The organism is Streptomyces sp. NPDC033178 (genome assembly GCF_055577685.1).
Window position 1 is genome coordinate 456,942 of the sequence record NZ_JBVIPT010000005.1, and the last position, 21,849, is coordinate 478,790.

The 21,849-nt window shown below is 71.4% G+C and carries 25 protein-coding genes; 13 read left to right on the plus strand and 12 right to left on the minus strand.

The features are described from left to right. Positions 1–46: 46 nt before the first annotated feature. The 3 genes from ACZ5VQ_RS15630 to ACZ5VQ_RS15640 form a co-directional block, all read right to left on the minus strand. On the minus strand, positions 47–268 hold the full coding sequence (locus ACZ5VQ_RS15630; protein WP_055616206.1) for a hypothetical protein: 222 nt from the start codon (positions 266–268) through the stop codon (positions 47–49). A 12-nt stretch (positions 269–280) separates the two neighbouring features. Next, positions 281–1,522, minus strand: a complete 1,242-nt coding sequence (locus ACZ5VQ_RS15635) for an inorganic phosphate transporter (protein WP_469105324.1) — start codon at positions 1,520–1,522, stop codon at positions 281–283. 174 nt (positions 1,523–1,696) lie between these two features. Then, the gene (locus ACZ5VQ_RS15640; RefSeq protein WP_469105325.1) at positions 1,697–2,440 is read right to left on the minus strand and encodes a lysozyme; all 744 of its coding nucleotides are present in this window, start codon (positions 2,438–2,440) and stop codon (positions 1,697–1,699) included. A 197-nt stretch (positions 2,441–2,637) separates the two neighbouring features. Here ACZ5VQ_RS15640 and ACZ5VQ_RS15645 point away from each other — a divergent pair, with 197 nt between their 5' ends. From ACZ5VQ_RS15645 to ACZ5VQ_RS15655, 3 genes are all read left to right on the plus strand, one after another. Beyond that, complete coding sequence (locus ACZ5VQ_RS15645; protein WP_469105326.1) at positions 2,638–3,348, plus strand: class II aldolase/adducin family protein; 711 nt, start codon at positions 2,638–2,640, stop codon at positions 3,346–3,348. A gap of 265 nt (positions 3,349–3,613) precedes the next feature. Continuing rightward, on the plus strand, positions 3,614–4,750 hold the full coding sequence (locus tag ACZ5VQ_RS15650) for an alpha/beta hydrolase (protein ID WP_469105327.1): 1,137 nt from the start codon (positions 3,614–3,616) through the stop codon (positions 4,748–4,750). A 254-nt stretch (positions 4,751–5,004) separates the two neighbouring features. Beyond that, positions 5,005–6,420, plus strand: a complete 1,416-nt coding sequence (locus ACZ5VQ_RS15655; protein ID WP_469105328.1) for a hypothetical protein — start codon at positions 5,005–5,007, stop codon at positions 6,418–6,420. A gap of 101 nt (positions 6,421–6,521) precedes the next feature. On the opposite strand, the gene ACZ5VQ_RS15660 is transcribed toward ACZ5VQ_RS15655, so the two are convergent. Both ACZ5VQ_RS15660 and ACZ5VQ_RS15665 read right to left on the minus strand, forming a co-directional pair. Next, the gene (locus ACZ5VQ_RS15660) at positions 6,522–6,935 is read right to left on the minus strand and encodes a VOC family protein (protein WP_055616248.1); all 414 of its coding nucleotides are present in this window, start codon (positions 6,933–6,935) and stop codon (positions 6,522–6,524) included. A gap of 127 nt (positions 6,936–7,062) precedes the next feature. After that, positions 7,063–7,281 carry a hypothetical protein gene (locus ACZ5VQ_RS15665; RefSeq protein WP_469105329.1) on the minus strand — a complete coding sequence of 73 codons (219 nt, stop codon included), beginning with the start codon at positions 7,279–7,281 and terminating at the stop codon, positions 7,063–7,065. 506 nt (positions 7,282–7,787) lie between these two features. Between ACZ5VQ_RS15665 and ACZ5VQ_RS15670 the strand changes: the two genes are divergently transcribed. From ACZ5VQ_RS15670 to ACZ5VQ_RS15680, 3 genes are all read left to right on the plus strand, one after another. Continuing rightward, positions 7,788–9,386, plus strand: a complete 1,599-nt coding sequence (locus tag ACZ5VQ_RS15670; RefSeq protein ID WP_362082226.1) for an ABC-F family ATP-binding cassette domain-containing protein — start codon at positions 7,788–7,790, stop codon at positions 9,384–9,386. A gap of 385 nt (positions 9,387–9,771) precedes the next feature. Continuing rightward, positions 9,772–9,993, plus strand: coding sequence for a helix-turn-helix domain-containing protein (locus ACZ5VQ_RS15675; RefSeq protein WP_006123601.1), 222 nt, complete (start codon positions 9,772–9,774; stop codon positions 9,991–9,993). Positions 9,994–10,126: 133 nt separating this feature from the next. Next, the gene (locus ACZ5VQ_RS15680) at positions 10,127–10,918 is read left to right on the plus strand and encodes an enoyl-CoA hydratase/isomerase family protein (protein ID WP_469105330.1); all 792 of its coding nucleotides are present in this window, start codon (positions 10,127–10,129) and stop codon (positions 10,916–10,918) included. Between the two features lie 78 nt (positions 10,919–10,996). Here the strand turns inward: ACZ5VQ_RS15680 and ACZ5VQ_RS15685 are convergent, their stop codons facing one another. Next, positions 10,997–11,719, minus strand: coding sequence for a nucleopolyhedrovirus P10 family protein (locus ACZ5VQ_RS15685; protein WP_469105331.1), 723 nt, complete (start codon positions 11,717–11,719; stop codon positions 10,997–10,999). Positions 11,720–11,803: 84 nt separating this feature from the next. On the opposite strand from ACZ5VQ_RS15685, the gene ACZ5VQ_RS15690 reads away from it, so the two are divergent. The 5 genes from ACZ5VQ_RS15690 (at position 11,804) to amaP (ending at position 14,278) form a co-directional block, all read left to right on the plus strand. Continuing rightward, positions 11,804–12,295, plus strand: a complete 492-nt coding sequence (locus ACZ5VQ_RS15690; protein WP_469105332.1) for an Asp23/Gls24 family envelope stress response protein — start codon at positions 11,804–11,806, stop codon at positions 12,293–12,295. 102 nt (positions 12,296–12,397) lie between these two features. Next, positions 12,398–12,592: a hypothetical protein gene (locus ACZ5VQ_RS15695; RefSeq protein WP_055616254.1), complete on the plus strand. Its 195-nt coding sequence runs from the start codon at positions 12,398–12,400 to the stop codon at positions 12,590–12,592. Next, positions 12,589–13,023 (plus strand): Asp23/Gls24 family envelope stress response protein, encoded by a 435-nt coding sequence (locus ACZ5VQ_RS15700; RefSeq protein ID WP_469105333.1) that lies wholly within the window; start codon positions 12,589–12,591, stop codon positions 13,021–13,023. Before ACZ5VQ_RS15695 ends, ACZ5VQ_RS15700 begins: the two co-directional genes overlap by 4 nt. Beyond that, on the plus strand, positions 13,020–13,694 hold the full coding sequence (locus ACZ5VQ_RS15705; protein ID WP_469105334.1) for a DUF6286 domain-containing protein: 675 nt from the start codon (positions 13,020–13,022) through the stop codon (positions 13,692–13,694). The genes ACZ5VQ_RS15700 and ACZ5VQ_RS15705 overlap by 4 nt, the downstream gene beginning before the upstream one ends. Further along, positions 13,691–14,278: an alkaline shock response membrane anchor protein AmaP gene (amaP, locus tag ACZ5VQ_RS15710; protein ID WP_362082211.1), complete on the plus strand. Its 588-nt coding sequence runs from the start codon at positions 13,691–13,693 to the stop codon at positions 14,276–14,278. Before ACZ5VQ_RS15705 ends, amaP begins: the two co-directional genes overlap by 4 nt. A 108-nt stretch (positions 14,279–14,386) precedes the next feature. Here amaP and ACZ5VQ_RS15715 read toward each other — a convergent pair whose 3' ends face one another. From ACZ5VQ_RS15715 to ACZ5VQ_RS15740, 6 genes are all read right to left on the minus strand, one after another. Beyond that, positions 14,387–15,142 (minus strand): SDR family oxidoreductase, encoded by a 756-nt coding sequence (locus ACZ5VQ_RS15715; protein WP_469105335.1) that lies wholly within the window; start codon positions 15,140–15,142, stop codon positions 14,387–14,389. Between the two features lie 4 nt (positions 15,143–15,146). Next, entirely contained in the window at positions 15,147–16,967 is a 1,821-nt protein-coding gene (locus tag ACZ5VQ_RS15720) for a glycoside hydrolase family 15 protein (RefSeq protein ID WP_469105336.1), read from the minus strand. Positions 16,968–17,086: 119 nt separating this feature from the next. Beyond that, positions 17,087–17,878 carry an SURF1 family cytochrome oxidase biogenesis protein gene (locus tag ACZ5VQ_RS15725; protein WP_469105337.1) on the minus strand — a complete coding sequence of 264 codons (792 nt, stop codon included), beginning with the start codon at positions 17,876–17,878 and terminating at the stop codon, positions 17,087–17,089. Positions 17,879–17,956: 78 nt separating this feature from the next. After that, the gene (locus ACZ5VQ_RS15730) at positions 17,957–18,190 is read right to left on the minus strand and encodes a hypothetical protein (RefSeq protein ID WP_143637050.1); all 234 of its coding nucleotides are present in this window, start codon (positions 18,188–18,190) and stop codon (positions 17,957–17,959) included. Between the two features lie 133 nt (positions 18,191–18,323). After that, positions 18,324–19,334 carry a DEDDh family exonuclease gene (locus ACZ5VQ_RS15735; protein WP_469105338.1) on the minus strand — a complete coding sequence of 337 codons (1,011 nt, stop codon included), beginning with the start codon at positions 19,332–19,334 and terminating at the stop codon, positions 18,324–18,326. A 2-nt stretch (positions 19,335–19,336) separates the two neighbouring features. Then, the gene (locus ACZ5VQ_RS15740; protein WP_469105339.1) at positions 19,337–20,038 is read right to left on the minus strand and encodes a TetR/AcrR family transcriptional regulator; all 702 of its coding nucleotides are present in this window, start codon (positions 20,036–20,038) and stop codon (positions 19,337–19,339) included. 99 nt (positions 20,039–20,137) lie between these two features. Here ACZ5VQ_RS15740 and ACZ5VQ_RS15745 point away from each other — a divergent pair, with 99 nt between their 5' ends. Continuing rightward, on the plus strand, positions 20,138–20,935 hold the full coding sequence (locus ACZ5VQ_RS15745; RefSeq protein ID WP_469105340.1) for an acetoacetate decarboxylase family protein: 798 nt from the start codon (positions 20,138–20,140) through the stop codon (positions 20,933–20,935). After that, positions 20,936–21,820 (plus strand): SDR family NAD(P)-dependent oxidoreductase, encoded by an 885-nt coding sequence (locus ACZ5VQ_RS15750; RefSeq protein ID WP_469105341.1) that lies wholly within the window; start codon positions 20,936–20,938, stop codon positions 21,818–21,820. Positions 21,821–21,849: the final 29 nt, after the last annotated feature.

Here is a 21,849-nt window from a genome sequence, read left to right on the forward strand (position 1 = left end):
GGGGGTCGGCGGGGCGGAGCCGCGCGGGACGGAGGTGCCGGACGCGTCAGGCGACGATCAGATAGATCCCGTACGCCACCGCCGCCGCGCAGGCGGCGAAGCAGGCGTACGCGCCCGTGACCGCGAGGGTCGCGGTGTCGCCCTGGGCGGAGGCCGACTCGCGCTTGGAGAGGCCGACGATGCCGAGGGTGAAGAGGCCCACGAGGGCGACGGTGACGATGAGGCTGACTCCGAAGACGGAGCCGAGGGCTGCCCAGTCGATCTTCATGCTGTGGGTTCCTTACACCGTGGCCGTACGGGCGGGCTCGGTGGCGTCCGGGCCCGGGATGGTGGTTTTGAGGTCGTCGGCCGCGGCGACCGTGCCCGCCGGCGGCGGGGTGACGGCGGCGATGGCGGTGGTCACGACGCCGGCGGGCTCGCCGTTGACGTCGTTCACGTTGTCGACGGTGACGGGCTGGCGGCGGGAGAGCGTCCAGATGACCGCCGAGCCCGCGATCAGCAGCGCGCCGGTGAGGACGATGCCCCAGGTGCCCTGCTTGGTGAGGAACTCGGCGCCCGCGCCGACCAGACCGGCGGCGGGAAGCGTGAGGCCCCAGGCGACGAACATCCGGGTCGCGGTCGACCAGCGGACGACGCCCCCCTTGCGGCCGAGGCCCGAGCCCATCACGGCGCCGGAGCAGGACTGGGTGGTGGAGAGCGAGAAGCCGAGGTGCGAGGAGGCCAGGATGACCGTCGCGGCACTGGTCTGGGCGGCGAAACCCTGCGGCGGCGCGAGGTCGGTGAGGCCCTTGCCCATGGTGCGGATGATGCGCCAGCCGCCCAGGTAGGTGCCGAGCGCGATGGCGATACCGGCCGAGACGATGACCCACAGGGGAGGGTTCGACCCGGGCGCGAGCACACCGCCGGTGACCAGGGCGAGCGTGATGATGCCCATGGTCTTCTGCGCGTCGTTCGTGCCGTGGGCCAGCGAGACCAGGCCCGCGGAGGTGATCTGGCCCGCGCGGTAGCCCTTGGAGGTCGCCTGTTCACCGGCCTTGTTGCTGATGCGGTACGTCAGCCGGGTGGCGAGCATCGCGGCGAGGCCGGCCACCAGCGGCGCGGCGATCGCGGGGAGCAGGACCTTGGTGACGACGGTCGAACCGTTCACCGACGACCAGCCGGCCGACATGACCGCGGCGCCGATCAGGCCGCCGAACAGTGCGTGCGAGGAGCTGGAGGGCAGACCCAGGAGCCAGGTCAGCAGATTCCACAGAATGGCGCCGACGAGCGCCGCGAAGATCACTTCGGTGCGGATGCCCTCTTCGTTGATGATGCCGCCGGAGATCGTCTTGGCGACCTCCACGGAGAGGAACGCACCGACGAGGTTCAGCACGGCGGACATGGCCACCGCCGTCTTGGGCTTCAGGGCACCGGTCGAGATGGTCGTCGCCATCGCGTTGGCTGTGTCGTGGAAACCGTTCGTGAAATCGAACACGAGAGCGGTAACGATCACGATTCCGAGGAGGAGCGTGATGTGTTCCATTTACCCAGGCTTCTCTTGGACGTCAGTGGCACAGGGACCGTAGGCAACCTGGATGAACGGAAGATGAACTGAGGTGGGCGACAGGGTGGCCCAATAGAGGTGCCGCCACTCCGCTTGTGTCGGAGTGGCGGCAAGAGGTCTCGAACAGAGGCGGAATTCAGGGGTCCGCTACCCCTATCGTTCCCTCGCGAACGCCCTGAGCTGGTTCAGGGATCCGTTGAAGAGATTCTGGTCACCCGGCAGGCTGCCGCCGTTGTCGTACTGCCAGAAGGTCCAGAAGTTCCAGCCTGACGGCAGCGACCCCGCAGTCGAGCTGTAGCGGGCCAGCCAGAGCGGATGGTTCGCGGCGAACGCGGCGCTGTTGCCCGTGCACATCTTCCACCAGTTGTAGTTGGTGTAGATCACCGGCCGACGGCCGGTCTGCCGCTTCACCTCGTTGCTGAAGGCCTTGATCCAGCTGACCATCTTGCTCTTGCTCAGGCCGTAGCACTTCTTCTTGCCGTACGGGTTGTACTCGATGTCCAGCGCGGGCGGCAGCGTCCAGCCGTCCGCGCGCCAGCCGCCGCCGTTGCGTACGAAGTACGCGGCCTGTGTCGTCCCCGAGGACTTGTGCGGCAGTGCGAAGTGGTACGCCCCGCGGATGATGCCCGCGCCGCGTGCCCCGTTGTACTGCTGGTTGTAGTACGGATTGCGGTACGTGTGCGACTCGGTGGCCTTCACATAGACGAACTTGGCGCCTTTGCTCTTCGCGCTCGACCAGTTGACGTTCTTCTGGTGCGAGGACACGTCGTGGCCCTTGGGCTTGGCGGCCGCCGAGGCCGGCACCTCGGCGAGAGCGGTGCCGCCGAGCGCCAGCGTCGCGACGGAGGCGGCGACGAATCGGGCGCGCTGAAGGGACAGTTTGCGATCACGAGCCATGTTTCCCCCCCGGAATGGCGACGTGCACGAAAAATCTCCCAGAGGTTACTGGAAGATCCTTGAAAGCCCGTCGCATGCCGGTCATTCGCTCCCGGCAGGCGATTCATGCCCTTGTGCGACCTTTCGGATGCGTCGGTCGCGCCCTAAAGTGCCCTGCCCGCGCCGGGGTTGAGCCGCGCGGCTGGCAGGATCGCGGCATGGCTGAGCAGCGGCGGGACACAGGAGACGGACGGGACTCGGGGGAGCGGGACGCGCCCCCGGCGCGGGAGGCGCTGGAGCGGGCGTGGGACGACCTCGTGGCGACGGCCCGCCGGACGGCGGACGAGGGTCTGGTCGTCGGCACATCGGGCAACGTCTCGGTGCGCGTGGGCGACACCGTCCTGGTCACGCCGAGCGGAGTCCCGTACGACCGGCTGGCCCCCGAGGACCTCTGCGGGGTCTCCCTCGACGGCCGGCAGGTGCTCGGTTCGCTCGTTCCGACAAGCGAACTGCCCATGCATCTGGCGGTCTACCGTGCCACCGACGCGCGCGCCGTCGTCCACACCCACGCGGTGCACGCCACGGCCGTCTCGACCCTCGTCGAGGAGCTGCCGCTCATCCACTACATGGCCGCCGCGCTCGGCGGTCCCGTCCGTGTGGCCCCCTACGCCACCTACGGCACGGAAAAGTTGGCCGAGAACATGCTCCAGGCACTCCGGGACCGCACCGCCTGTCTCCTTCAGAACCACGGCACCCTCACATACGGAGCCTCTCTCCCCCAGGCCTACGACCGCACGGCCCAACTGGAGTGGATGTGCCACCTCTGGCTGACCGCCTCGTCCCTCCCAGGGCACACGCCCACGCTGCTCACCCGGGAACAGGTGGACGAGGTGGGGGAACGGCTGAGGGGGTATGGCCAGCGGCCGTGACGGGGAGAGGCCGGCGACCGGGATTGTCGGGGGAGGGCGGCAACCGTGATCGGAGGCCTGCAGCCGTACTGGCGGGGGTCCGCAACGGTGACTGGGCCTGGCCGGCGGTGGGGGTCGGGTGCGGCCGCCGACCCGACCGGTACCGCCGCCGTGCCTGATCCCCACAGCCACGGCGCTCAGCCGATACGCACCGTTCCGGCGGTGCCGAACCCGCATTCGCCCCATTTGACTGGCCGACAACGGGTTCCGTCAGGAGACTGGACCCGTGCGCACCGTGAATCCGACGGCAGCAGCCGTCACCGTCGCCATAGCCGGCGCAGCCACCGTCGCCGCCACGGTGGCGGCAGGCCGCTTCGCCAGCGACGCCGCGCTCAAGGCGCCGCCGGGCAAACCGCTGCCCACCGAACCCCGCCTCACCGTGCACTCCACGGCAGCGGGACAGATCACCCTGACCCGCGCCCTGGCCTCGCAGCGCCCGGGCCTGTACGGCCTCGGCGGCGACGGCAGCCACGCGGTCGTCGGCCCGCTCCTGAACGCCGCCCCGCACTCCGCCGACACGGTCGTACGCCGTCTGGAACGGGTCACGCACGGCACCCTGGAAGCCGGGGACAAGGTGTGGTTCACCCCGGGCGTGCACATCGGCAACCCGAGCTCCGCCCTCGGCCTCGACCACGCCGACGTGGACGTCCCAGGCGAACTGGGAGCCCTGCCCGCCTGGTTCGTGCCCGCCGCCCGCGACACCTGGGTGATCACCGTGCACGGCCTCGGCGCCACCCGCGAACACCCCATGAACGTCATGGAGTTCCTGCACCGCCACCAGTTCCCCGTCCTCGCTCTCGCCTACCGCGGGGACCTCGGCGCGCCCCGCCCTCCCGACGGCCTGAACCACCTGGGCGAGACCGAGTGGCGCGACCTGGACGCGGCCATCCGCTACGCCGTGCGCTACGGCGCCGAACGGGTCGTCCTGCACGGCTGGTCGACCGGCGCCACCATGGCCCTGCGCGCCGCGGCCCACTCGGCCATGCGCGAGAGGATCTCCGGCCTCGTTCTGGACTCGCCCGTCCTCAGCTGGGAGACCACGCTGCGCGCCCTCGCCAGGGCCCGCCGCACCCCCGGCGCCCTGCTGCCGCTGGCCGTCCGCGCGGCCCAGGGCCGCACAGGGCTGCACGGCGACCGCATTGAGGGCGCAGCCGACCCCCAGCGGCTCAAGGTGCCGATCCTCGTCCTGCACGGCCCGGACGACACGGTCGCCCCCTGGGGCCCTTCACGCCGCCTCGCCGAGCGCCGCCCCGACCTCGTCACCCTGCACACGGTCCAGGGCGCCCCGCACGGCGCCATGTGGAACGCCGACCCGGCCGGCTACGAAGAGGCGCTCCGCCGCTTCCTCACCCCCCTGATGTAGCGACTTCACCCAGAGCCTTCACCCGGAGCCTTCACTCAGAGCCTTCGTCCAGCGACCTCATCTCCTGACTCGGACCTCTCCCGTCCGCTGCCGGGGTGCCCGTTCCACCCGGTCCCGGACGTTCCGTTTAACTCCGTACCACCTACCCGTTCACGCCCCGGGAGCGCCCGCGGGGACCGGTGCGCAGGCCATCCCTGTGGCCCCTTGTGGCATTCCGTTTGGGTTTTCGGACCGTCAACCGGAAGACTGCCCCCGTGACGTCCCGTATCCCGCGCGACTCCAGGCTCCGACTCGTCCGCCCGCGAACCCTGGCCGCCGCCCCCCGAGCGATGACCCAGAGGCCCGCGCGCCGACCCGCACCCCGCCCGCCGGAGGGCACACCGGCACCCGCGGAACTCGCCCGCATGGCGCGCTCCGTACTCGCCGGCGCGGCCCGTGTCGCTCGCTGGGCCGACGCCGTCCTGAGCCCGGCCAAGGACCGCGAGGGCACCGCTTCCCGCGGCACCCCCGAGGGCACCGGCACACTCTCCGAGGCGACCGCCCAACGTGCCGCCGACGATCTGGCCCTGACCCCGGCTCAGGTCCGCGCGGACTGGGACACCGCACGTCTCGCGGGGCTCGTCGAGGTGCACGGCGGCATCGCGCGCCCCGGCTGGCGGCTGCGCGCCTGGAACCGCGACGACAGCGCCGTGCTGCGCGGCTGGGTCGCCCTCTTCGACGCCTGGTCGATCGCCCACCCCGGCCCCGACGGACGCGAGCCCGCCGCCGTCGCCGAGGTCGTCTCCGCGATGCCTCAGGTCCTCTCCTTCCTCCAGCTTTCCGCGGGTCCCGTCCCCGTACCGCAACTTCTCGACCTGCTCGAACAGCGCGTCACGGAACTGCGCACCGAGCGCTGCGAGATCCCCTACGGCCCGCAGCCCGAGCCCGTGGAGAGCCCCGCCGAGGACACCCCGCTGGCCCCTCTCCTCGACTGGGCGCTGCACGCGATCGCCGACGTGGGCGCCCTCACCTGCGCCGACGGCCAGGCCACGCTCACCCCGCTCGGCAGCTGGGCGGTCTGGGTCAAGCTGGAGCAGATCTGCGTCGCCGCGCAGAGCCCCGCCGGGAACATCGAGCAGGGCGCCGAGGACATGCTCCGCGGCTGCGCCCAGCTGCGGCCGAACGCGGCCCGCGCCGAGTACCGAGCCTGGCTCGCCGCCCGAACCGTCGGCAGCGCCGTCACCGAACTCCTCGACGCCGCCCGCGGCGAGGACGCCCTCCTGCGCGGACTCGCCTTCGAGGCCCTGCGCGTCGTCGGAGCCCCCGCCGAGCCCGATGTCCGCTCCGTGTCCGACGAGACCCATCTGCGGCCCTACGCCCTGCTGTGGCTCGCCGAGCACGACGGGCACGACCCCGAGGACGCCCACGAGGTACTGACCCGCGAGGAGGCGACCTGGCTGTGGGTCGACACCGCCGCGGCCGTCGCCGACCACGGCGAAGCTCCGCTTCTCGTACGGCACTTGGAGTCCGCCGTGCAGCCGACCGTGCCGGCGCTGCTCGACGAGGTGCGGGCGGTCGGGCATCCGCGGACCGTGCAGGTGCTGGTCGCGCTTGCCGCCGCCCATCCCGATCCGGCCCTCGCCAAGGCCGTGCGGCGGGCCGCGTTCCAGGTGCACACCGGGGGCAGCTAGCCGCTCCGCGGAGGTGCGTGATCTGGCTGCGGGTCCGCCATGACCGGTTGCGCGGTTCCCCGCGCCCCTGGGCAGTCGGGGCGCGGGCGGGACCAGTGGTCTCAGGCCGTTATCTCCGGGGCGTACGTGCCGAAGCTCCAGATGTTGCCCTCGATGTCGCGGGCCATGTAGTCCCGGGAGCCGTAGTCCTGGTCCGTCGGGGGCATCAGGATCTCCGCGCCGTGGGCGACGGCCTGCTGGTGGTGTGCGTCGATGTCGTCCACGACGACGTACACCCCGGTGTGCGTCGAGCCCTTCATCGCCTCGTCGAAACGGCCGCCGGTGCCTCGGGAACCGAGCATCACCGCGCCGTTGCCCTGCACCAACTCGGCGTGCAGGACCTTGCCGTCCTCGCCCTCGTACACCGAGGCCTCGCTGAAGCCGAAGGCCTCCGTGAGCTGTTTGATCGCCGCCTTCGCATCCGTGTACAGCAGTGTCGGGTAGATGCTCGGGCGCCCGCCGTCCGTGCCTGCCATGCCGATCACTCCCTCTGGTCCCGGTGCCGGAACATCGCCTGAATGTGACCTGCTCCACAGTCTTGCACCCGGCACTGACAACGCCCTGCCGAGCCGGATCCGGGCGGCCCCGACAGGCTTCGCCCGCTCAGCGGAAGGTGTTGCAGCGCGCCATGTCGCCCGTGCGGTAGCCCTCGTAGCAGCACCCGACACCACCCCGGCTGGCTACACCCGGGACCACGGTCGAGGCGTACGACGAACGGACCGGTGAGCTGCGCTGGACCTTCGGGCGCGAGGGCCGCAGGCCGCTGGCCGTGCTCCCCGCGCGCGGGGACGCGATCACGCTCTGGGACGACGGACTGGTCACCGCCACCTCCCACGGAGCCGTCCGCCGGCCCAGGGCCCTGCCCGGTGCCAGCCGGCTGGCTCGCGGCGCACGGGGGTGCCGGAGTGCTGGGGAACCTCGACCGGGGGATGCTCGCCGTCGTCACGCCGCGGCGCGTCACCGCGTACCGCGTACCGCGTCGGGGACGGTGACCTGCGCTGGGTGCTGCCCGCGCGCAGGGGCTGCGTCTTACCGCCCGCGCGGGCGGTAAGACGCGAAGCGGTGCTGCTGGTCGCGCAGCCCTGCCCGGGAAGGGCCTGGACCGCCCAGCTGATCGCGGTGGACAGTCTCGGCCGGAGAACCCCGCAGCGCACCCCGCCGGGGCAATGGCCGGGGCAATGAGCGTCACACTTCCGAACACCCGCACGCAGAAAAAGTGGTTGCACCGCCCCGTTAGACTTGGCCCATGGCCATTCTCCTCGCGCACTAGACGGCGTGAACGATCCCAGCCGCCCACCCCGTCATCAACCCTGCCCAGGAGTCTGTCCGTGATTTCCGCCTCCGGTGTCGAGCTCCGTGCCGGCGCCCGCGTTCTCATCGAGTCCGCGACCTTCCGCATCACCAAGGGCGACCGCATCGGTCTGGTCGGCCGCAACGGCGCCGGCAAGACGACCCTCACCAAGGTCCTCGCAGGCGAGGGCGTCCCCGCCGGCGGCACCGTCACCCGCTCAGGCGAGGTCGGCTATCTGCCGCAGGACCCGCGCACCGGCGATCTCGACATGCTGGCCAGCGACCGCGTCCTGTCCGCACGTGGCCTGGACACGCTGATCCGCAAGATGCGCGAGAACGAACAGCGCATCGCGAACGGCTCGGGCGCCACCCGCGAGAAGGCGATGCGCCAGTACGAGCGCCAGGAGACGGAGTTCCTCACCAAGGGTGGATACTCCGCCGAGGCCGAGGCCGCCACCATCGCCGCCGCGCTCAACCTGCCCGACCGGGTGCTCGGCCAGCCCCTCCATACGCTCTCCGGTGGTCAGCGCCGCCGTATCGAGCTGGCCCGCATCCTCTTCTCGGACGCGGACACCCTGCTCCTCGACGAGCCCACGAACCACCTCGACGCCGACTCGATCGTCTGGCTTCGCGACTACCTGAAGACCTACCGCGGCGGCTTCATCGTGATCTCCCACGATGTCGACCTGGTCGAGACGGTCGTCAACAAGGTGTTCTATCTGGACGCCAACCGCGCCCAGATCGACGTCTACAACATGGGCTGGAAGCTCTACCAGCAGCAGCGCGAGGCCGACGAGAAGCGCCGCAAGCGCGAGCGGCAGAACGCCGAGAAGAAGGCCTCCGCGCTCCACTCGCAGGCCGACAAGATGCGCGCCAAGGCCACCAAGACCGTCGCCGCCCAGAACATGGCCAAGCGCGCGGACAAGCTCCTCGCGGGCCTTGAGGCCGAGCGGAAGTCCGACAAGGTCGCCAAGCTGCGCTTCCCCGAGCCGTCCCCCTGCGGCAAGACCCCGCTGATGGCCGAGGGCCTGTCGAAGTCGTACGGCTCGCTGGAGATCTTCACCGACGTCGACCTGGCCATCGACAAGGGCTCCCGCGTCGTCATCCTCGGTCTGAACGGCGCCGGCAAGACGACCCTGCTCCGGCTCCTCGGCGGCGCCGAGAAGCCCGACACCGGGCAGGTCATAGAGGGTCACGGCCTCAAGCTCGGCTACTACGCGCAGGAGCACGAGACCCTCGACCCCGAGCGCACGGTCCTGGAGAACATGCGCTCCGCGGCCCCCGACCTGGATCTCGTCGAGGTCCGCAAGACGCTCGGCTCGTTCCTGTTCTCCGGGGACGACGTGGACAAGCCGGCCGGGGTCCTGTCCGGCGGTGAGAAGACGCGCCTCGCGCTCGCCACCCTCGTGGTGTCGTCGGCGAACGTCCTCCTCCTCGACGAGCCGACGAACAACCTCGACCCGGCCAGCCGCGAGGAGATTCTCGGCGCCCTGCGCACCTACAAGGGTGCGGTCGTCCTCGTCACCCACGACGAGGGCGCCGTTGAGGCGCTCCAGCCGGAGCGGATCATCCTGCTGCCCGACGGCGTCGAGGACCTGTGGGGCTCCGACTACGCGGATCTGGTGGCCCTCGCCTGAGCCCGGCACGGAGCCCGGCACGGCCCGCGGAAGCGGTCATCGGTGCTTGATCGAACCACTGATCCACTGCGTATGGATCATTCGGCTTATCCGTGATCCATCATCTGTGTGAGATCTCCTCGTACCGAGGTGTGTCCTACATCGATTTTCCGGCCGGGCCCTGCATTCCCAAGGGTCCGGCCGTCGCACGTCTCTGACCTGGCACTTCGCGGATGAACCCGTTCGGCCGTACGGACAAGCGTGCGCGGAATTCCTTGTTCCGCTCGTGGTGACGGGCTTCCATGACCCAAAGCTTGTCGCACGGACCTTGCCGAATGGGTGGCCAGGAAGCTCTTGAGGGGTGATCATGAGAAGTCCAGAGCGCACTTCCCATGAGGAGGCACGGGTGGCCGAGACTCTGAAGAAGGGCAGCCGGGTAACCGGCGCCGCGCGCGACAAGCTCGCGGCAGACCTGAAGAAGAAGTACGACTCCGGTGCGAGCATCCGGGCGCTGGCCGAGGAGACCGGCCGCTCGTATGGCTTCGTACACCGGATGCTCAGTGAGTCGGGCGTCACGCTCCGTGGGCGTGGCGGAGCGACGCGGGGCAAGAAGGCCGCGTCGGCCTGACGCCGGGCGGCTCCTCGTTCTCCGATGGTGGCCACCCGGTCGGTCGATTGACCGCCCGGGTGGTTACTGTGCAGTCACTTAAGGGTGTGCTCCTACGGCACCCGCTCTGACCGCACACATCGGAGGCCCCCCCATGGCTTCGTTCGACCCGCTGCTCGACAAGGACGGCGTACGGCTCACCGTCGACGACGCGATCGCCACGGTGACGCTGACCAACCCGGCCAAGCGCAACGCGCAGAGCCCCGCTCTGTGGCGGGCACTGGCCGAGGCGGGGCAGTTGCTGCCGGGCACCGTCCGTGTCGTCCTGCTGCGCGCCGAAGGCAAGTCCTTCTCCGCTGGGCTCGACCGGCAGGCGTTCACGCCCGAGGGGTTCGACGGCGAGCCGTCCTTCATCGATCTCGCGCGTCGCTCCGACGCCGAGCTCGACGCTGCCATCGCCGAATACCAGGAGGGTTTCACCTGGTGGCGACGGAGCGACATCGTGTCCATCGCCGCCGTACAGGGGCATGCCATCGGGGCGGGCTTCCAGCTCGCACTCGCCTGTGACCTGCGCGTCGTCGCGGACGACGTGCAGTTCGCCATGCGCGAGACCAGCCTCGGGCTCGTGCCCGACCTGACGGGTACGCATCCGCTGGTGGGGCTCGTCGGATACGCGCGGGCGCTGGAGATCTGTGCGACCGGGCGGTTCGTGACGGCCGAGGAGGCACAGCGGACCGGGCTCGCGAGTATCGCCGTGCCTGCCGATCAACTCGACGACGCCGCGCGTGATCTCGCCGGGGCGCTGCTTGCCGCGCCCCGGGACGCGCTGATCGAGACCAAGGCGCTGTTGCAGGGGGCGGTGGGGCGTACGTACGAGGACCAGCGGGTTGCCGAGCGGGCGGCTCAGGGGCGGCGGCTGAGGGACCTCGCCGGGGTGGGTGACTGAGGTCGTTCCGAGCGTGCGGGTGAGCGGGGGCTGGGTGCGCCCCGCGGCGGAGCCGCACAATGTCACAGCCCCGCGCCCCTAGGAGCCTGGGGCCACCGCTGTTACCAGTACCGCCGCCGATGGGTGGTCCGGGAGTGCCTCGGTGATCGCCCTGCGGACCTCTCTTGCCACGTCCAGTGTGCGCTTCGGCGATTGGACCTTGATTTCCACGCGGACGTGGCGGCGCGGAAGCGTGGCGTCGCCATGACGCTCTTCGATGTGTCCCGTGCCCGCCAGCGCGATGACGCCCAGGACGGAGAGTACGGCGGAGACCACACGGGACTCGTCCGTGTCCGGCGCGGGCGTCGGTTCGGCGGGGCGTACAGCGGGCTCGTCGTCCTGATCAGGCGCGCCCGTGTCCTCCTCCGGCCCCAGCAACCCCGTCACCTGCAGGTCCACCTCAGTGACCTTCAGGCCGAGTACGCCCGTCGCCGTCGTGGCGAGAGCCGTCCGCAGGCGGGACGCGGTCGCCGGGAGAGGCTCTGCCGGTGTGGCCGCGAAATCCGCCGTGATGCGCAGGGGGCCCGGAGGCAGCGCGCTCGGCGGTGGAGGGACGGCCGGCTCGGGTGCGCCGTCCGGGTCGGTGAGGGAGAGGCGTACGGCGGCGAGGCGTACGCCCGGCACGCTACGGGCCGCGCGGCGCAGTACCGCGGTGGCCGCCGCCTCGGTGATCCATGCGCCGTCGTGCGGGCCCCCGAGGGGCAGCAGTCTGCCGAGGCCGAGCTGATTTCTGACCGCCTGGGTCCATCGGTCCGCCGTCATTGCTCCAGCCTGCCGCATCCCCGGCGCGCGACCGGGCAACCCCACTTAGTGTGGGAAGAGGGCAACCGAAAGGGACGTACGGCAATGAGCGACACGACTCAGCGGAGCCGGCCCGAGACCCCCGAGGTCGAGCAGCCGGACCCGCAGCTCCGGAAGACCAGTGTGACCAAGCGTGGCGGTGGGGACCCTGCCACCCGCGGGCGTACCACCATCGCCGACGGCGTGGTCGAGAAGATCGCCGGGCTCGCCGCCCGCGACGTCCTCGGCGTGCACGCGATGGGCAGCGGCATCTCGCGGACCTTCGGCGCGGTGCGCGACCGGGTCCCCGGCGGCAGTTCGAAGTCCGCCACACGCGGTGTGAAGGCCGAGGTCGGCGAGGTGCAGACCGCGCTCGACCTGGAGATCGTCGTCGACTACGGCGTGTCCATCGCCGACGTCGCCCGTGACGTACGGGAGAACGTCATCGCGGCCGTCGAGCGCATGACGGGCCTTGAGGTCGTCGAGGTCAACATCGCGGTCAGCGACGTCAAACTGCCGGAGGAAGAGGACGAGGAACCGGAGACCCGGCTCCAGTGATGCGGTACCGGAGACCGGGCTCCAGTGACGCGCTACCGGTGATCCGCCGGTGCTCGCCGGTGACCCGCCCCTGTCCGCCAGCGACCTGCTGAGGAGTGCACCATGAGCTTGGCCGTGATCGGCATGATCGCCGGAATGGCGCTGGGCTTCGCCGGGTACTTCGGCGGGTTCGGTGCCTTCCTCCTGGTGGCGGCGCTGGGCGCCATCGGCTTCGTCGTGGGCCGGTTCCTCGAAGGGGACCTGGACCCCGGTGACTTCTTCCGCACCCGCGGTACCCGCGACGACCGGCGGCGGTGACGCGCGTGTCCGGTGAGTCCACCGTGGCCGGGGAGGCCGGTGAGCCCGCCGGGTCCCGTGCGGTCGTCCGGCCCGGCGGCCCCGGCCGGACCGTCGTGGCGGCCGACCGAGGCGCGCTCCGGATCGCCGACCGGGTCGTCGCGAAGATCGCCGCACACGCGGCGCGCGAGGCCCTCGGCGTCGGCGGGCCGCCGCCCGACGCCGCGCCCCCGCACGCAACCGTGATCGTCCACCACGAGGTCGCCCGTGTCCGGGTCAGCCTCGAACTCGACTACCCCTCCGACATCGGTGGCCAGTGCGCTGCCGTGCGTCACCGAGTCGTTCAGCGGGTAGAGGCGTTGGCGGGGATGGAAGTGCCCGAGGTCGCCGTCCAGGTGGAGCGGCTGCACTCGGCGCAGACGCGCGGCGCGGCACAGGGGAGGACGCAATGAGCGAGTCCCACGGCTCCGAGAGCACCCAGCACCTGCCCGTCATCGAGAAGGCGGCCGAGAGCGAACTCGGCCAGTCCGCCTCCGCGGCGGACTACAAACCCCTGCCCGTCCTCGAAGAGGCCGACGACGCGGAAGGCCGCTTCTGGTCGGCCCGCCGTGTCCCCGCGGGCATCCTGGCGCTGCTGATCGTGGCCGGCGCGGGCCTCCTGCTGTACGACGTCGCCGCGGTCCGCGCCGACCGGCCCGCCATGCACTGGCGCAGGTCCCTGGCCCACGAGCTCGCCGAGCGGCCTCTCGACGACGTCTGGGTCCTCGTCGGCGCGGGGGTCGCGACGGCCCTCGGCGTCTGGCTGCTCGTGCTCGCCGCGACACCGGGCCTGCGGGACGTCCTGCCGATGCGTCGCGCCCACACCGAGGTTCGGGCCGGCCTCCACCGGGGCGCCGCCGCCATGGTGCTGCGCGACCGGGCCATGGAGGTGTCCGGCGTACGGTCGGTGCGTGTCCGGGTGCGGCGCAGGAAGGTCGACGTCCGCGCGGTGTCGCACTTCCGTGAACTCGACGACGTACGCGCCGATCTGGACGCCACGCTCGCCGACGGCATCAGGGGACTCGGGCTCGCCCGGCGTCCCGCGCTGTCGGTGCATGTCGCGCGGCCGGGCCGGAAGGGATGAGCTCGATGCTGAGGATCGTGAACCGAGTGCTGCTGGGCCTCGCGGGCCTGCTCCTCGTCGTGTTCGGCGGCTCCGCGCTGGCCGTCGGCCTCGGCGCCGACCCGCCCTCGTGGTGGATCCACGACGGACGTCACGACGTGCTGCTGAGCGACGCGGACCGGGCGCGGTGGCGGGACGACGGCTGGTGGTGGCCCACCGTCATCGCCGTACTCGCCGTGACCGTGCTGCTCGCCCTGTGGTGGCTCACGGCCGTACTGCGGCGGCGCCGGCTCGCCGAGGTGCTCGTCGACACCGGCGACGGCGAGGGCGCACTGCTGAGGGGCCGGGCCCTGGAGGGCGTACTGGCCGGTGAGGCGGGCGCGTTGGACGGGGTCGAGCGAGCCCAGGTGTCACTCACCGGGCGCCGCACAGTCCCCGAGGCACGCGTCCAGCTCCTCCTGGAACCCCACGCCGACCCCGGCGACGCCCTCCACCGCCTGACCACAGAGGCCCTGGCCCACGCGAGGGACTCGGCAGGCCTGGCCTCACTCCCGGCGGAGGTACGCCTGCGGGGGGTCAAGCACGCCGCGGAGAGGGTCAACTAGGGCGCTGGGGCACACCTTTTCAGAGGGGCGTGCCCCTTGTCTTTCCGGGCCGCGGGGAACTGCGCGACAAGCCCCTGCCGACCCGCACCCCCAAACGGACCCGCATCGTCAGAACCCGTGCCGAGCCCCACCATCGACAGGAACCATGATCCCCGTCAGATAGGACGCGGCCGGAGACAACAGGAACGCGGCCGTCCGGCCGAACTCCTCCGGCGTCCCGTACCGCCGCAACGGAATCCGCGCCTCATTGGCGGCCCGCGCGGCCTCCGGATCCGGCGCGTACCCGTCCAGCTCGCGCACGCGATCCGTGTCGATCCGGGCCGGCAACACCCCGACCACCCGGATCCCACGCGGCCCGAGTTCGTCGGAGAGCGACTTGGCGAAGCCCGCGAGACCGGGACGCAGGCCGTTGGAGATGGTCAGACCCGGGAACGGCTCGTGCACCGAACCGGAGAGCACGAAGCCGATGACCCCGCCCTCGCCGAGCTCCGCGGCCGCCGCACGCGCCAGCCGGACCGCGCCCAGGAAGACGGATTCGAACGCCGACTGCCACTGCTCGTCGGTGTTGTCGGCGACGAACCCGGGCGGCGGGCCCCCGACGCTGATCAGGATGCCGTCGAAACCGCCGAAGCGCTCGCGCGCGGCCGCGATCAGGCTCTGCGGGGCACTCGGGTCGGAGTTGTCCACGGCCACGCCGTGCGCGTTCGGGCCGAGGGCCGTCGCGGCCTCGGCCACCGTCTTCTCGTCGCGCCCCGTGATGATCACCTTCGCGCCGTCGCCCACGAGCTCACGCGCGGAGGCGTGGCCCAGGCCGCGCGTTGCTCCGGTGACGACGTAGACGCGGTCCTTCAGTCCAAGATCCATGGCCCTATCCTGCCCCCTCCTCGTCCGCCCCTCCATAGCCGCCCTGGTGCCCTTCCCCGTCGAACAGCGCGAGGGCGGTGCCCACCAGGCCGATGTGGCTGAACGCCTGCGGGAAGTTGCCGAGCTGGTGGCCGGCCACGGGGTCGTACTCCTCGGCCAGCAGCCCCACGTCGTTGCGGAGCGCGACGAGCCGCTCGAACAGGTCGAGGGCCTCCTTCGTACGGCCCGTCAGGTACAGCGCGTCCGCGAGCCAGAACGAGCAGACGACGAAGGAGCCCTCGTTGCCCGGCAGCCCGTCGATGGCAGTCGGGTCGGAGTCGTACCGGCGCACCAGGCCGTCGCGCGTGAGCTCCGCCCGGACCGCGTCCACCGTGCCGACCACCCGCGGATCGTCCGGCGGCAGGAAGCCGAGGCGGGGGATCAGCAGCAGGGCGGCGTCCAGTTCGCGGGAGCCGTACGACTGCGTGAACGTGTTGCGCTCCGGGTCGTAGCCGCGCTCGCACACCTCGCGGTGCACCTCGTCGCGCATCGCGCGCCAGCGGTCCACGTCGCCGCTCAGGCCCGGGTTCTCCTCCAGGGTGCGGACCGTGCGGTCGGCGGCCACCCACGCCATCACCTTCGAGTGCACGAAGTGGCGGCGCGGACCCCGGACCTCCCACAGCCCCTCGTCCGGCTCGCGCCACGCCGACCACAGGAAGTCCATCAGCGCCTGGCGCAGCCGCCACACGTGCGGCTTGGCGGGCAGCCCCGCGTGCTGCGCGAGGGTGAGCGAGTCGATCACTTCGCCGTACACGTCGAGCTGCGACTGCCGTACGGCGTGGTTGCCGAGCCGGACCGGCGCCGAGCCGCGGAAACCGGGCAGCCACGCCAGCTCGAACTCGGGGATCCGCCGCTCACCCGCCAGGCCGTACATGATCTGCAGCTCCGCGGGGTCGCCCGCGACCGCGCGCAGCAGCCAGTCGTGCCACGCCGCCGCCTCGTCCTGGTAGCCGCACGCGAGCAGCGCGCCCAGGGTGAGCGTGGAGTCGCGCAGCCAGCAGTACCGGTAGTCCCAGTTGCGTACGCCGCCGATCTCCTCGGGCAGCGACGTCGTGGGCGCGGCGACGATGCCGCCGCTCGGCGCGTAGGTGAGGGCCTTGAGGGTGATCAGGGAGCGGACGACGGCGTCCCGGTGCGGTCCGTCGTAGCGGCAGCGGGCCACCCACGCCTGCCAGTCCGAGACGCTCTCGGCCAGCGCCTCGTACGGGTCGACGCGTGCGGGGCGCGGTTCGTGCGAGGGGTGCCAGGTCAGTACGAAGGCGACCTGCTCGCCCTCGGCGACCTCGAACTCCGAGTGCGTACCGAAGTCCCTGCCCCAGGTCCGCACCTCGGGCTCGCTGCGCAGCCACACCGAGTCCGGGCCCGCGACCGCCACCCGGTGGCCGTCGGACCTGCGCATCCACGGCACGATCGAGCCGTAGTCGAAGCGCAGCCGCAGCGTGCTGCGCACGGTGACCCGGCCCTTGATGCCTTCGACGATCCGTACGACGTCGGGGGCGCGGTCGCGCTGTGGCATCAGGTCGGTGACGCGTACCGTGCCGTCCTCCGTCTCCCACTCGGTGTCGAGTACGAGGGAGTCGGTGCGGTACGCGCGCCGGGTGCAGACGTCCGCACCCTTCGGTGCGATCCGCCAGTGGCCGTTCTCCTCGTCCCCGAGCAGTTTCGCGAAACAGGCCGCCGAGTCGAACCGCGGCAGGCAGAGCCAGTCGATCGACCCGTCCCGTCCGACCAGGGCGGCGGTCTGGTGGTCGCCGATGAGGGCGTAGTCCTCGATGGATGGGTGCACCTTTGCCGGGTTCCCGGCGGGTACGACGATCAATCCCGGCGGTTCGCTCCGCGGGTGGGCCGTTTGAGGAGTGCGGGTCCGTTGTGGCCGGGCGCGCAGTTCCCCGCGGCCCGCGGCGATCAGACGGTGGCCGGTTCTGCTTCCGGCTCGGTCCGCGTAGCGGCCGCCTCTGCCAGGTCGCGGCGTTCTCGGCGGACCAGGACCACCCAGCCGACGGGGACGCCCGCGGCGAAGAGCCACCACTGGATCGCGTACGCCATGTGGGGGCCGATGCCGCTGTGGTCGGGCTCCGGGATCAGTTCGGGGGTGTCGCCCTTCGGCTCCGGCGCGGTCAGCTCGACGTAGCCGCCGAGGACCTGCTTGCCGAGCGACTTCGCCTGCTGCTCGCTGTTGATCAGCATGACCATGCGGTCGGGGAGGCCGCGGACGTCCTTGATTCCGCTGTCGGCGGTCGTCTCGTCGGCCATCAGCCGGCCCGTGACGGTGGTCTCGCCCTTCGCGGGCGCGGGCACCTTCGGGAACTCGGTCTGCGCGCCGTCCGCGGGGATCCAGCCGCGGTTGACCATGAGGACCTTGCCGTCGTCCAGGACGAACGGGGTCAGTACGTGGAAGCCGACCTCCTCGTCGGAGTTGGTACGGCGGCGGACGACGACCTCGTCCGCGGTGTCGAAGGTGCCCTTCGCGGTCACCCGCCGGTACAGGTCGTCGCGCTCGATCGCCCTGCCCGGCGCGGTGAGCGACTCGGCGGGGACCGGCTTCGCGGACAGCGAGTCGGAGATCACCTTGTTCAGCGCGACCTTGTGCTCGTGGCGGTGCAGCTGCCAGAAGCCCAGCTCGATCATCGTCGGGATGAGCGCGAGCATGATGAGGGTGAGGATCACCCACTGCCGGGACAACAGGAAGCGGTACACCCCACGACCGTACAACTCGGTCATGGGGTGTCGAGCGGGAGGGGGTGGCTTGGAGGCGTGTGGTTCGGGGAGGGCGGTTCAGACCTTGTCGATGATCCCCACCCTCCCCTCCGCGCGGGCGCAGTGGGCCCCGCAGTACCAGTGGCCCTCGACCTCGACACCTTGGCCGATGATCTGGACGCGACAGTGCTCGCAGATGGGCGCCATGCGGTGGATGGCGCAGGAGAAGCAGTCGAAGACGTGCACCGCGCCCTGCGCGTGCACCTCGAACGTCATGCCGTAGTCGTTTCCGCAGACCTCACAACGTGCCATGCGCCACAGGGTGGGCCGCCGAGGCGGTACGGGCGAGCGGTCGCCGGGCGAGTCGCTCCCCAATCACCCGTACGACCGGATGCCCGCGCCCCCGGCGTGCGCCCCGCACGGCAGATACACGGCAGACGCTCGGTCACGCCTTCGACGCCGGCTCCACGTCCCGCAGCAGCTGGCCGAACGCCGCCTCGTCGACGACCGGGGTGCCGAACTGGCGGGCCTTGACCACCTTGGACGTACCGGAGTCCGGGTCGTTCGTCACGAGGAGGCTGGTGAGCCGGGACAGGCTCGTCGCGACATGCAGTCCGGCCTCGACGGCACGGTCCTCCAGCAGGTCGCGTTCGACCGAGGTGTCCCCGGAGAACGCGATGCGCATGCCCTGCTTGAGCTGCTTGCCCGGTTCGTACCGCCCCGGGTTGGGATACGGGCAGGCGGGCCGCTTGCGCGAGGGGCGCCAACTCCCGGACGGGTAGCCCCCCGACGAGTAGCCGCCGGACGAGTAGCCCCCGGACTGCCTGCCGATCCGCGGGGCCGCCCGGTCCGTCCACTCCGTCAGCGGCCGGCATTCGAGCAGCGGCAGCCGTACGCCTCCGCGCGCGGCGGCCCGCAGGCTCGGCCGGAACGCCTCGGCCAGCACGCGCGCGTCGTCCAGCGCGTGGTGCGCGCGCTGCTGTACGACGCCGAAGTGCGCCGCGAGCGACTCCAGCTTGTGGTTGGCCAGCGGCAGGCCCAGCTCCTTGGACAGCGCGATGGTGCACAGCCGCTGACGGACCGGCGCCTCGCGCTCCGCGCGCGCGTACTCCCGCGCGATCATCGACCAGTCGAACACCGCGTTGTGCGCGACGAGGACGCGGCCGTCGAGCCGGGACGCGAACTCCTCGGCGATCTCCGGGAACAGGGGCGCCCCTTCGAGGACGTCACTCGTCAGACCGTGGATCCACACAGGACCCGGGTCCCGCTCCGGGTTGACCATCGTGTACCAGTGGTCCTCGACCTCGCCGCGCGCGTCCAGCCGGTAGACCGCGGCCGACACTATGCGGTCGTCGCGGGCCAGTCCTGTGGTCTCCACGTCGACGACCGCGTACCCCTGCGGATACGCGGCCGGCCACGGGGTGGTGGACGGTGCGGTCTGATGGTCTTCGAGCATGGTCACTGAGGATAAGGGGCGCGACTGACAGTCCTGTCCCCGGACTCCGGGCCCGGGCCGGATCCGGAGTCCGACGCCCCGTCACGAGCCTCTGCCAACAGCCCGGCCACCAGCGCCTTCACGGAGAGGACGAACAACTTCTCCGTGTCGATGGTCCGCGCGAGGGTGCGGGCGAGCGCCGGGTCCTCCTCCGCCGTACGCGCCCCCCACAGCTCCTCCTCGCCGGGGTGCTGCGCCGGGGCGCGCTCACGGTTGCGCTCGACCAGCACGTGCCCGACGACCTGGAACTGCACGGCCCGGACTACATCGGCGGCACGGGCCCCGCGCAGTCCCGCCGCGTGCACCTCGTGCACCAGGGCCTGCTGCGCGGGCAGGAACATCCGTTCCGTCAGGCCGCGTTCGTGCACCATCGCGACGAGGTGCGGATGGTCGCGCAGCCGTCGGCGCAGGGCGCGCGCCACGGACACGATGCGCCCCGCCGGGGTGCGCCCGACGGGCCGGATCTCGCCGAGCTCGGCGACGGTGCGCTCGACGAGCGCGTCGAGCAGCGACTCGCGGTTGCCGACGTGCCAGTAGATCGAGGTCACCGCCGTGCCCAGCTCGGCGGCGAGCTTCCGCATCGTCAGTGTCTCCGGACCGTGCTGCCTCACCAGGTCCGCGGCGGCGGCCAGGACCTCCTCGCGGGTCAGTGCCGGTCTTGCCATGACGCCCCCAAGTCCCTGTGGCGCACGAGTATTTACCCTTCGCGAGGTCTGCTGTAACTGTGTTACAGGTGACGGCCCATCAGAGAAGGGCGGTACGACATGGCACGCGTACGGTACGGCGCGCGGACCGAGGCGGAGATCGGCGCCGCGCGCACCGCGAGCTCCCGGCTCCCCGACATCTGGTCCACCGGTGTGGTGGCAGTCTGGGAGAGCGATCCGGACGCGGTCGCGGCGGTCCTGCCGCCGCCGCTCAAACCCACCGGGCGGCCCCTGGTCCGGGTGAACATCAGCAAGGTCGACCTGCCCGGATACCCCCTGGGCGCGGGCTCGTTCGCGGTCGCCGCGGCGCACGAGGGGGTCGAGGGCTGGTATCCGCTCGTCATGCCGATGACCCACGAGCGGGCCCTCATCGGTGGCCGCGAGGTCTTCGGGGAGCCCAAGAAGCTCGGCGAGGTGACGGTCGAGCGCGACGGTCTCGTCGTACGTGCCGCCCTAGCCCGGCACGGCATCGAGTTCGTGGAGGTGCGCGGCGCGGTCAGCGGGGCACTGCCCCTGCCGGAGCCGGCGCGGAAGACCGACTTCTACTTCAAGTTCCTTCCGGCGGTGGACGGTTCGGGCTTCGACGCCGACCCCGTGCTCGTGCACTGCGTGCGCAACGAGAAGGTGCGCAAGCTGGAGCGGATCACCGGTGACGTCGTCCTCCGGGAGTCCATGTACGACCCGGTCGCCGACCTCCCCGTGCGGGAACTCGTCGAGATCACCCTCGGCGAGAAGACGACTGACCAGAAGGGCAGGGTCGTCGAACGGGTCAGCGGGCAGGCCCTGTTGCCGTACATCCACCAGCGCTACGACGACCCGCAGCAGATTCTCGACGGGCCGCCCGAGGGGAGCACCTGAATGGAGCTCGGGGCGGGACAGGTCGCCGTCGTCACCGGAGCCGCGAGCGGCATCGGGCTGGCCATGGCACGGCGGTTCGCGGCCGAGGGGCTGAAGGTCGTCCTCGCCGACGTCGAGGAGGGCGCTCTGGAGAAGGCCGCCGCGGGGCTGCGCGAGGACGGGGCCGTGGTGCACGCGCGCGTGGTCGACGTCGGGGAGCGAGAGGAGGTCTTCGCGCTCGCGGAGGAGACGTACGAGAGGTTCGGTGCCGTGCACGTCCTGTGCAACAACGCCGGAGTCGGCTCGGGCGCCGAGGGCCGCATGTGGGAGCACGACCCGAACGACTGGAAGTGGGCGTTCGCGGTCAACGTCTGGGGCGTCTTCCACGGTGTCCAGGCCTTCGTGCCGCGGATGCTGGCCGGCGGCGAGCCGGGCCATGTCGTCAACACCTCGTCCGGCGACGGCGGCATCGCGCCCCTGCCCACCGCCTCCGTGTACGCCGTCACCAAGGCGGCCGTCGTGACGATGACCGAGTCCCTGTACGCGCACCTGAGGGCCGAGCACGCGCGCGTGGGGGCCTCCGTGCTCTTCCCGGGGCCCCACATGCTCCGTACGGGCCTGTGGGAGTCGCACCGCAACAGGCCGGTCCGGTATGCGAAGCAGAAGCCCCGCAGGACCCCGTACCGCAGCCTCGGCCAGTGGGAGGCCGCGATGAAGGAGGCGGGGAAGGACGTGCGGTTCACGCCGGTCGAGGTGGTCGCCGACTTCGTGGCGGACGGCATCCGGGCGGGCCGCTTCTGGCTGCTGCCCGACAGCGAGCACAGCGACGCGCAGATCCGGGCGCGCTCGCGGTCGATGCTCGACCGCGCCGATCCGGCGTACCTGGAGAACTTCATTCTCGACTGAGGACTGGACGGACCACTGAGGACCGGACC

Excerpts from the sequence above, each read along its gene's own strand:
- ACZ5VQ_RS15745 (WP_469105340.1), top strand. The coding sequence starts at position 20,138 with ATGGCACGCGTACGGTACGGCGCGCGGACCGAGGCGGAGATCGGCGCC.
- ACZ5VQ_RS15750 (WP_469105341.1), top strand. The coding sequence starts at position 20,936 with ATGGAGCTCGGGGCGGGACAGGTCGCCGTCGTCACCGGAGCCGCGAGC.
- ACZ5VQ_RS15645 (WP_469105326.1), top strand. The coding sequence starts at position 2,638 with ATGGCTGAGCAGCGGCGGGACACAGGAGACGGACGGGACTCGGGGGAG.
- ACZ5VQ_RS15705 (WP_469105334.1), top strand. The coding sequence starts at position 13,020 with ATGAGCGAGTCCCACGGCTCCGAGAGCACCCAGCACCTGCCCGTCATC.
- ACZ5VQ_RS15640 (WP_469105325.1), bottom strand. The coding sequence starts at position 2,440 with ATGGCTCGTGATCGCAAACTGTCCCTTCAGCGCGCCCGATTCGTCGCC.
- ACZ5VQ_RS15715 (WP_469105335.1), bottom strand. The coding sequence starts at position 15,142 with ATGGATCTTGGACTGAAGGACCGCGTCTACGTCGTCACCGGAGCAACG.
- ACZ5VQ_RS15660 (WP_055616248.1), bottom strand. The coding sequence starts at position 6,935 with ATGGCAGGCACGGACGGCGGGCGCCCGAGCATCTACCCGACACTGCTG.
- amaP (WP_362082211.1), top strand. The coding sequence starts at position 13,691 with ATGAGCTCGATGCTGAGGATCGTGAACCGAGTGCTGCTGGGCCTCGCG.
- ACZ5VQ_RS15730 (WP_143637050.1), bottom strand. The coding sequence starts at position 18,190 with ATGGCACGTTGTGAGGTCTGCGGAAACGACTACGGCATGACGTTCGAG.
- ACZ5VQ_RS15740 (WP_469105339.1), bottom strand. The coding sequence starts at position 20,038 with ATGGCAAGACCGGCACTGACCCGCGAGGAGGTCCTGGCCGCCGCCGCG.
- ACZ5VQ_RS15690 (WP_469105332.1), top strand. The coding sequence starts at position 11,804 with ATGAGCGACACGACTCAGCGGAGCCGGCCCGAGACCCCCGAGGTCGAG.
- ACZ5VQ_RS15735 (WP_469105338.1), bottom strand. The coding sequence starts at position 19,334 with ATGCTCGAAGACCATCAGACCGCACCGTCCACCACCCCGTGGCCGGCC.
- ACZ5VQ_RS15685 (WP_469105331.1), bottom strand. The coding sequence starts at position 11,719 with ATGACGGCGGACCGATGGACCCAGGCGGTCAGAAATCAGCTCGGCCTC.
- ACZ5VQ_RS15695 (WP_055616254.1), top strand. The coding sequence starts at position 12,398 with ATGAGCTTGGCCGTGATCGGCATGATCGCCGGAATGGCGCTGGGCTTC.
- ACZ5VQ_RS15630 (WP_055616206.1), bottom strand. The coding sequence starts at position 268 with ATGAAGATCGACTGGGCAGCCCTCGGCTCCGTCTTCGGAGTCAGCCTC.
- ACZ5VQ_RS15680 (WP_469105330.1), top strand. The coding sequence starts at position 10,127 with ATGGCTTCGTTCGACCCGCTGCTCGACAAGGACGGCGTACGGCTCACC.
- ACZ5VQ_RS15635 (WP_469105324.1), bottom strand. The coding sequence starts at position 1,522 with ATGGAACACATCACGCTCCTCCTCGGAATCGTGATCGTTACCGCTCTC.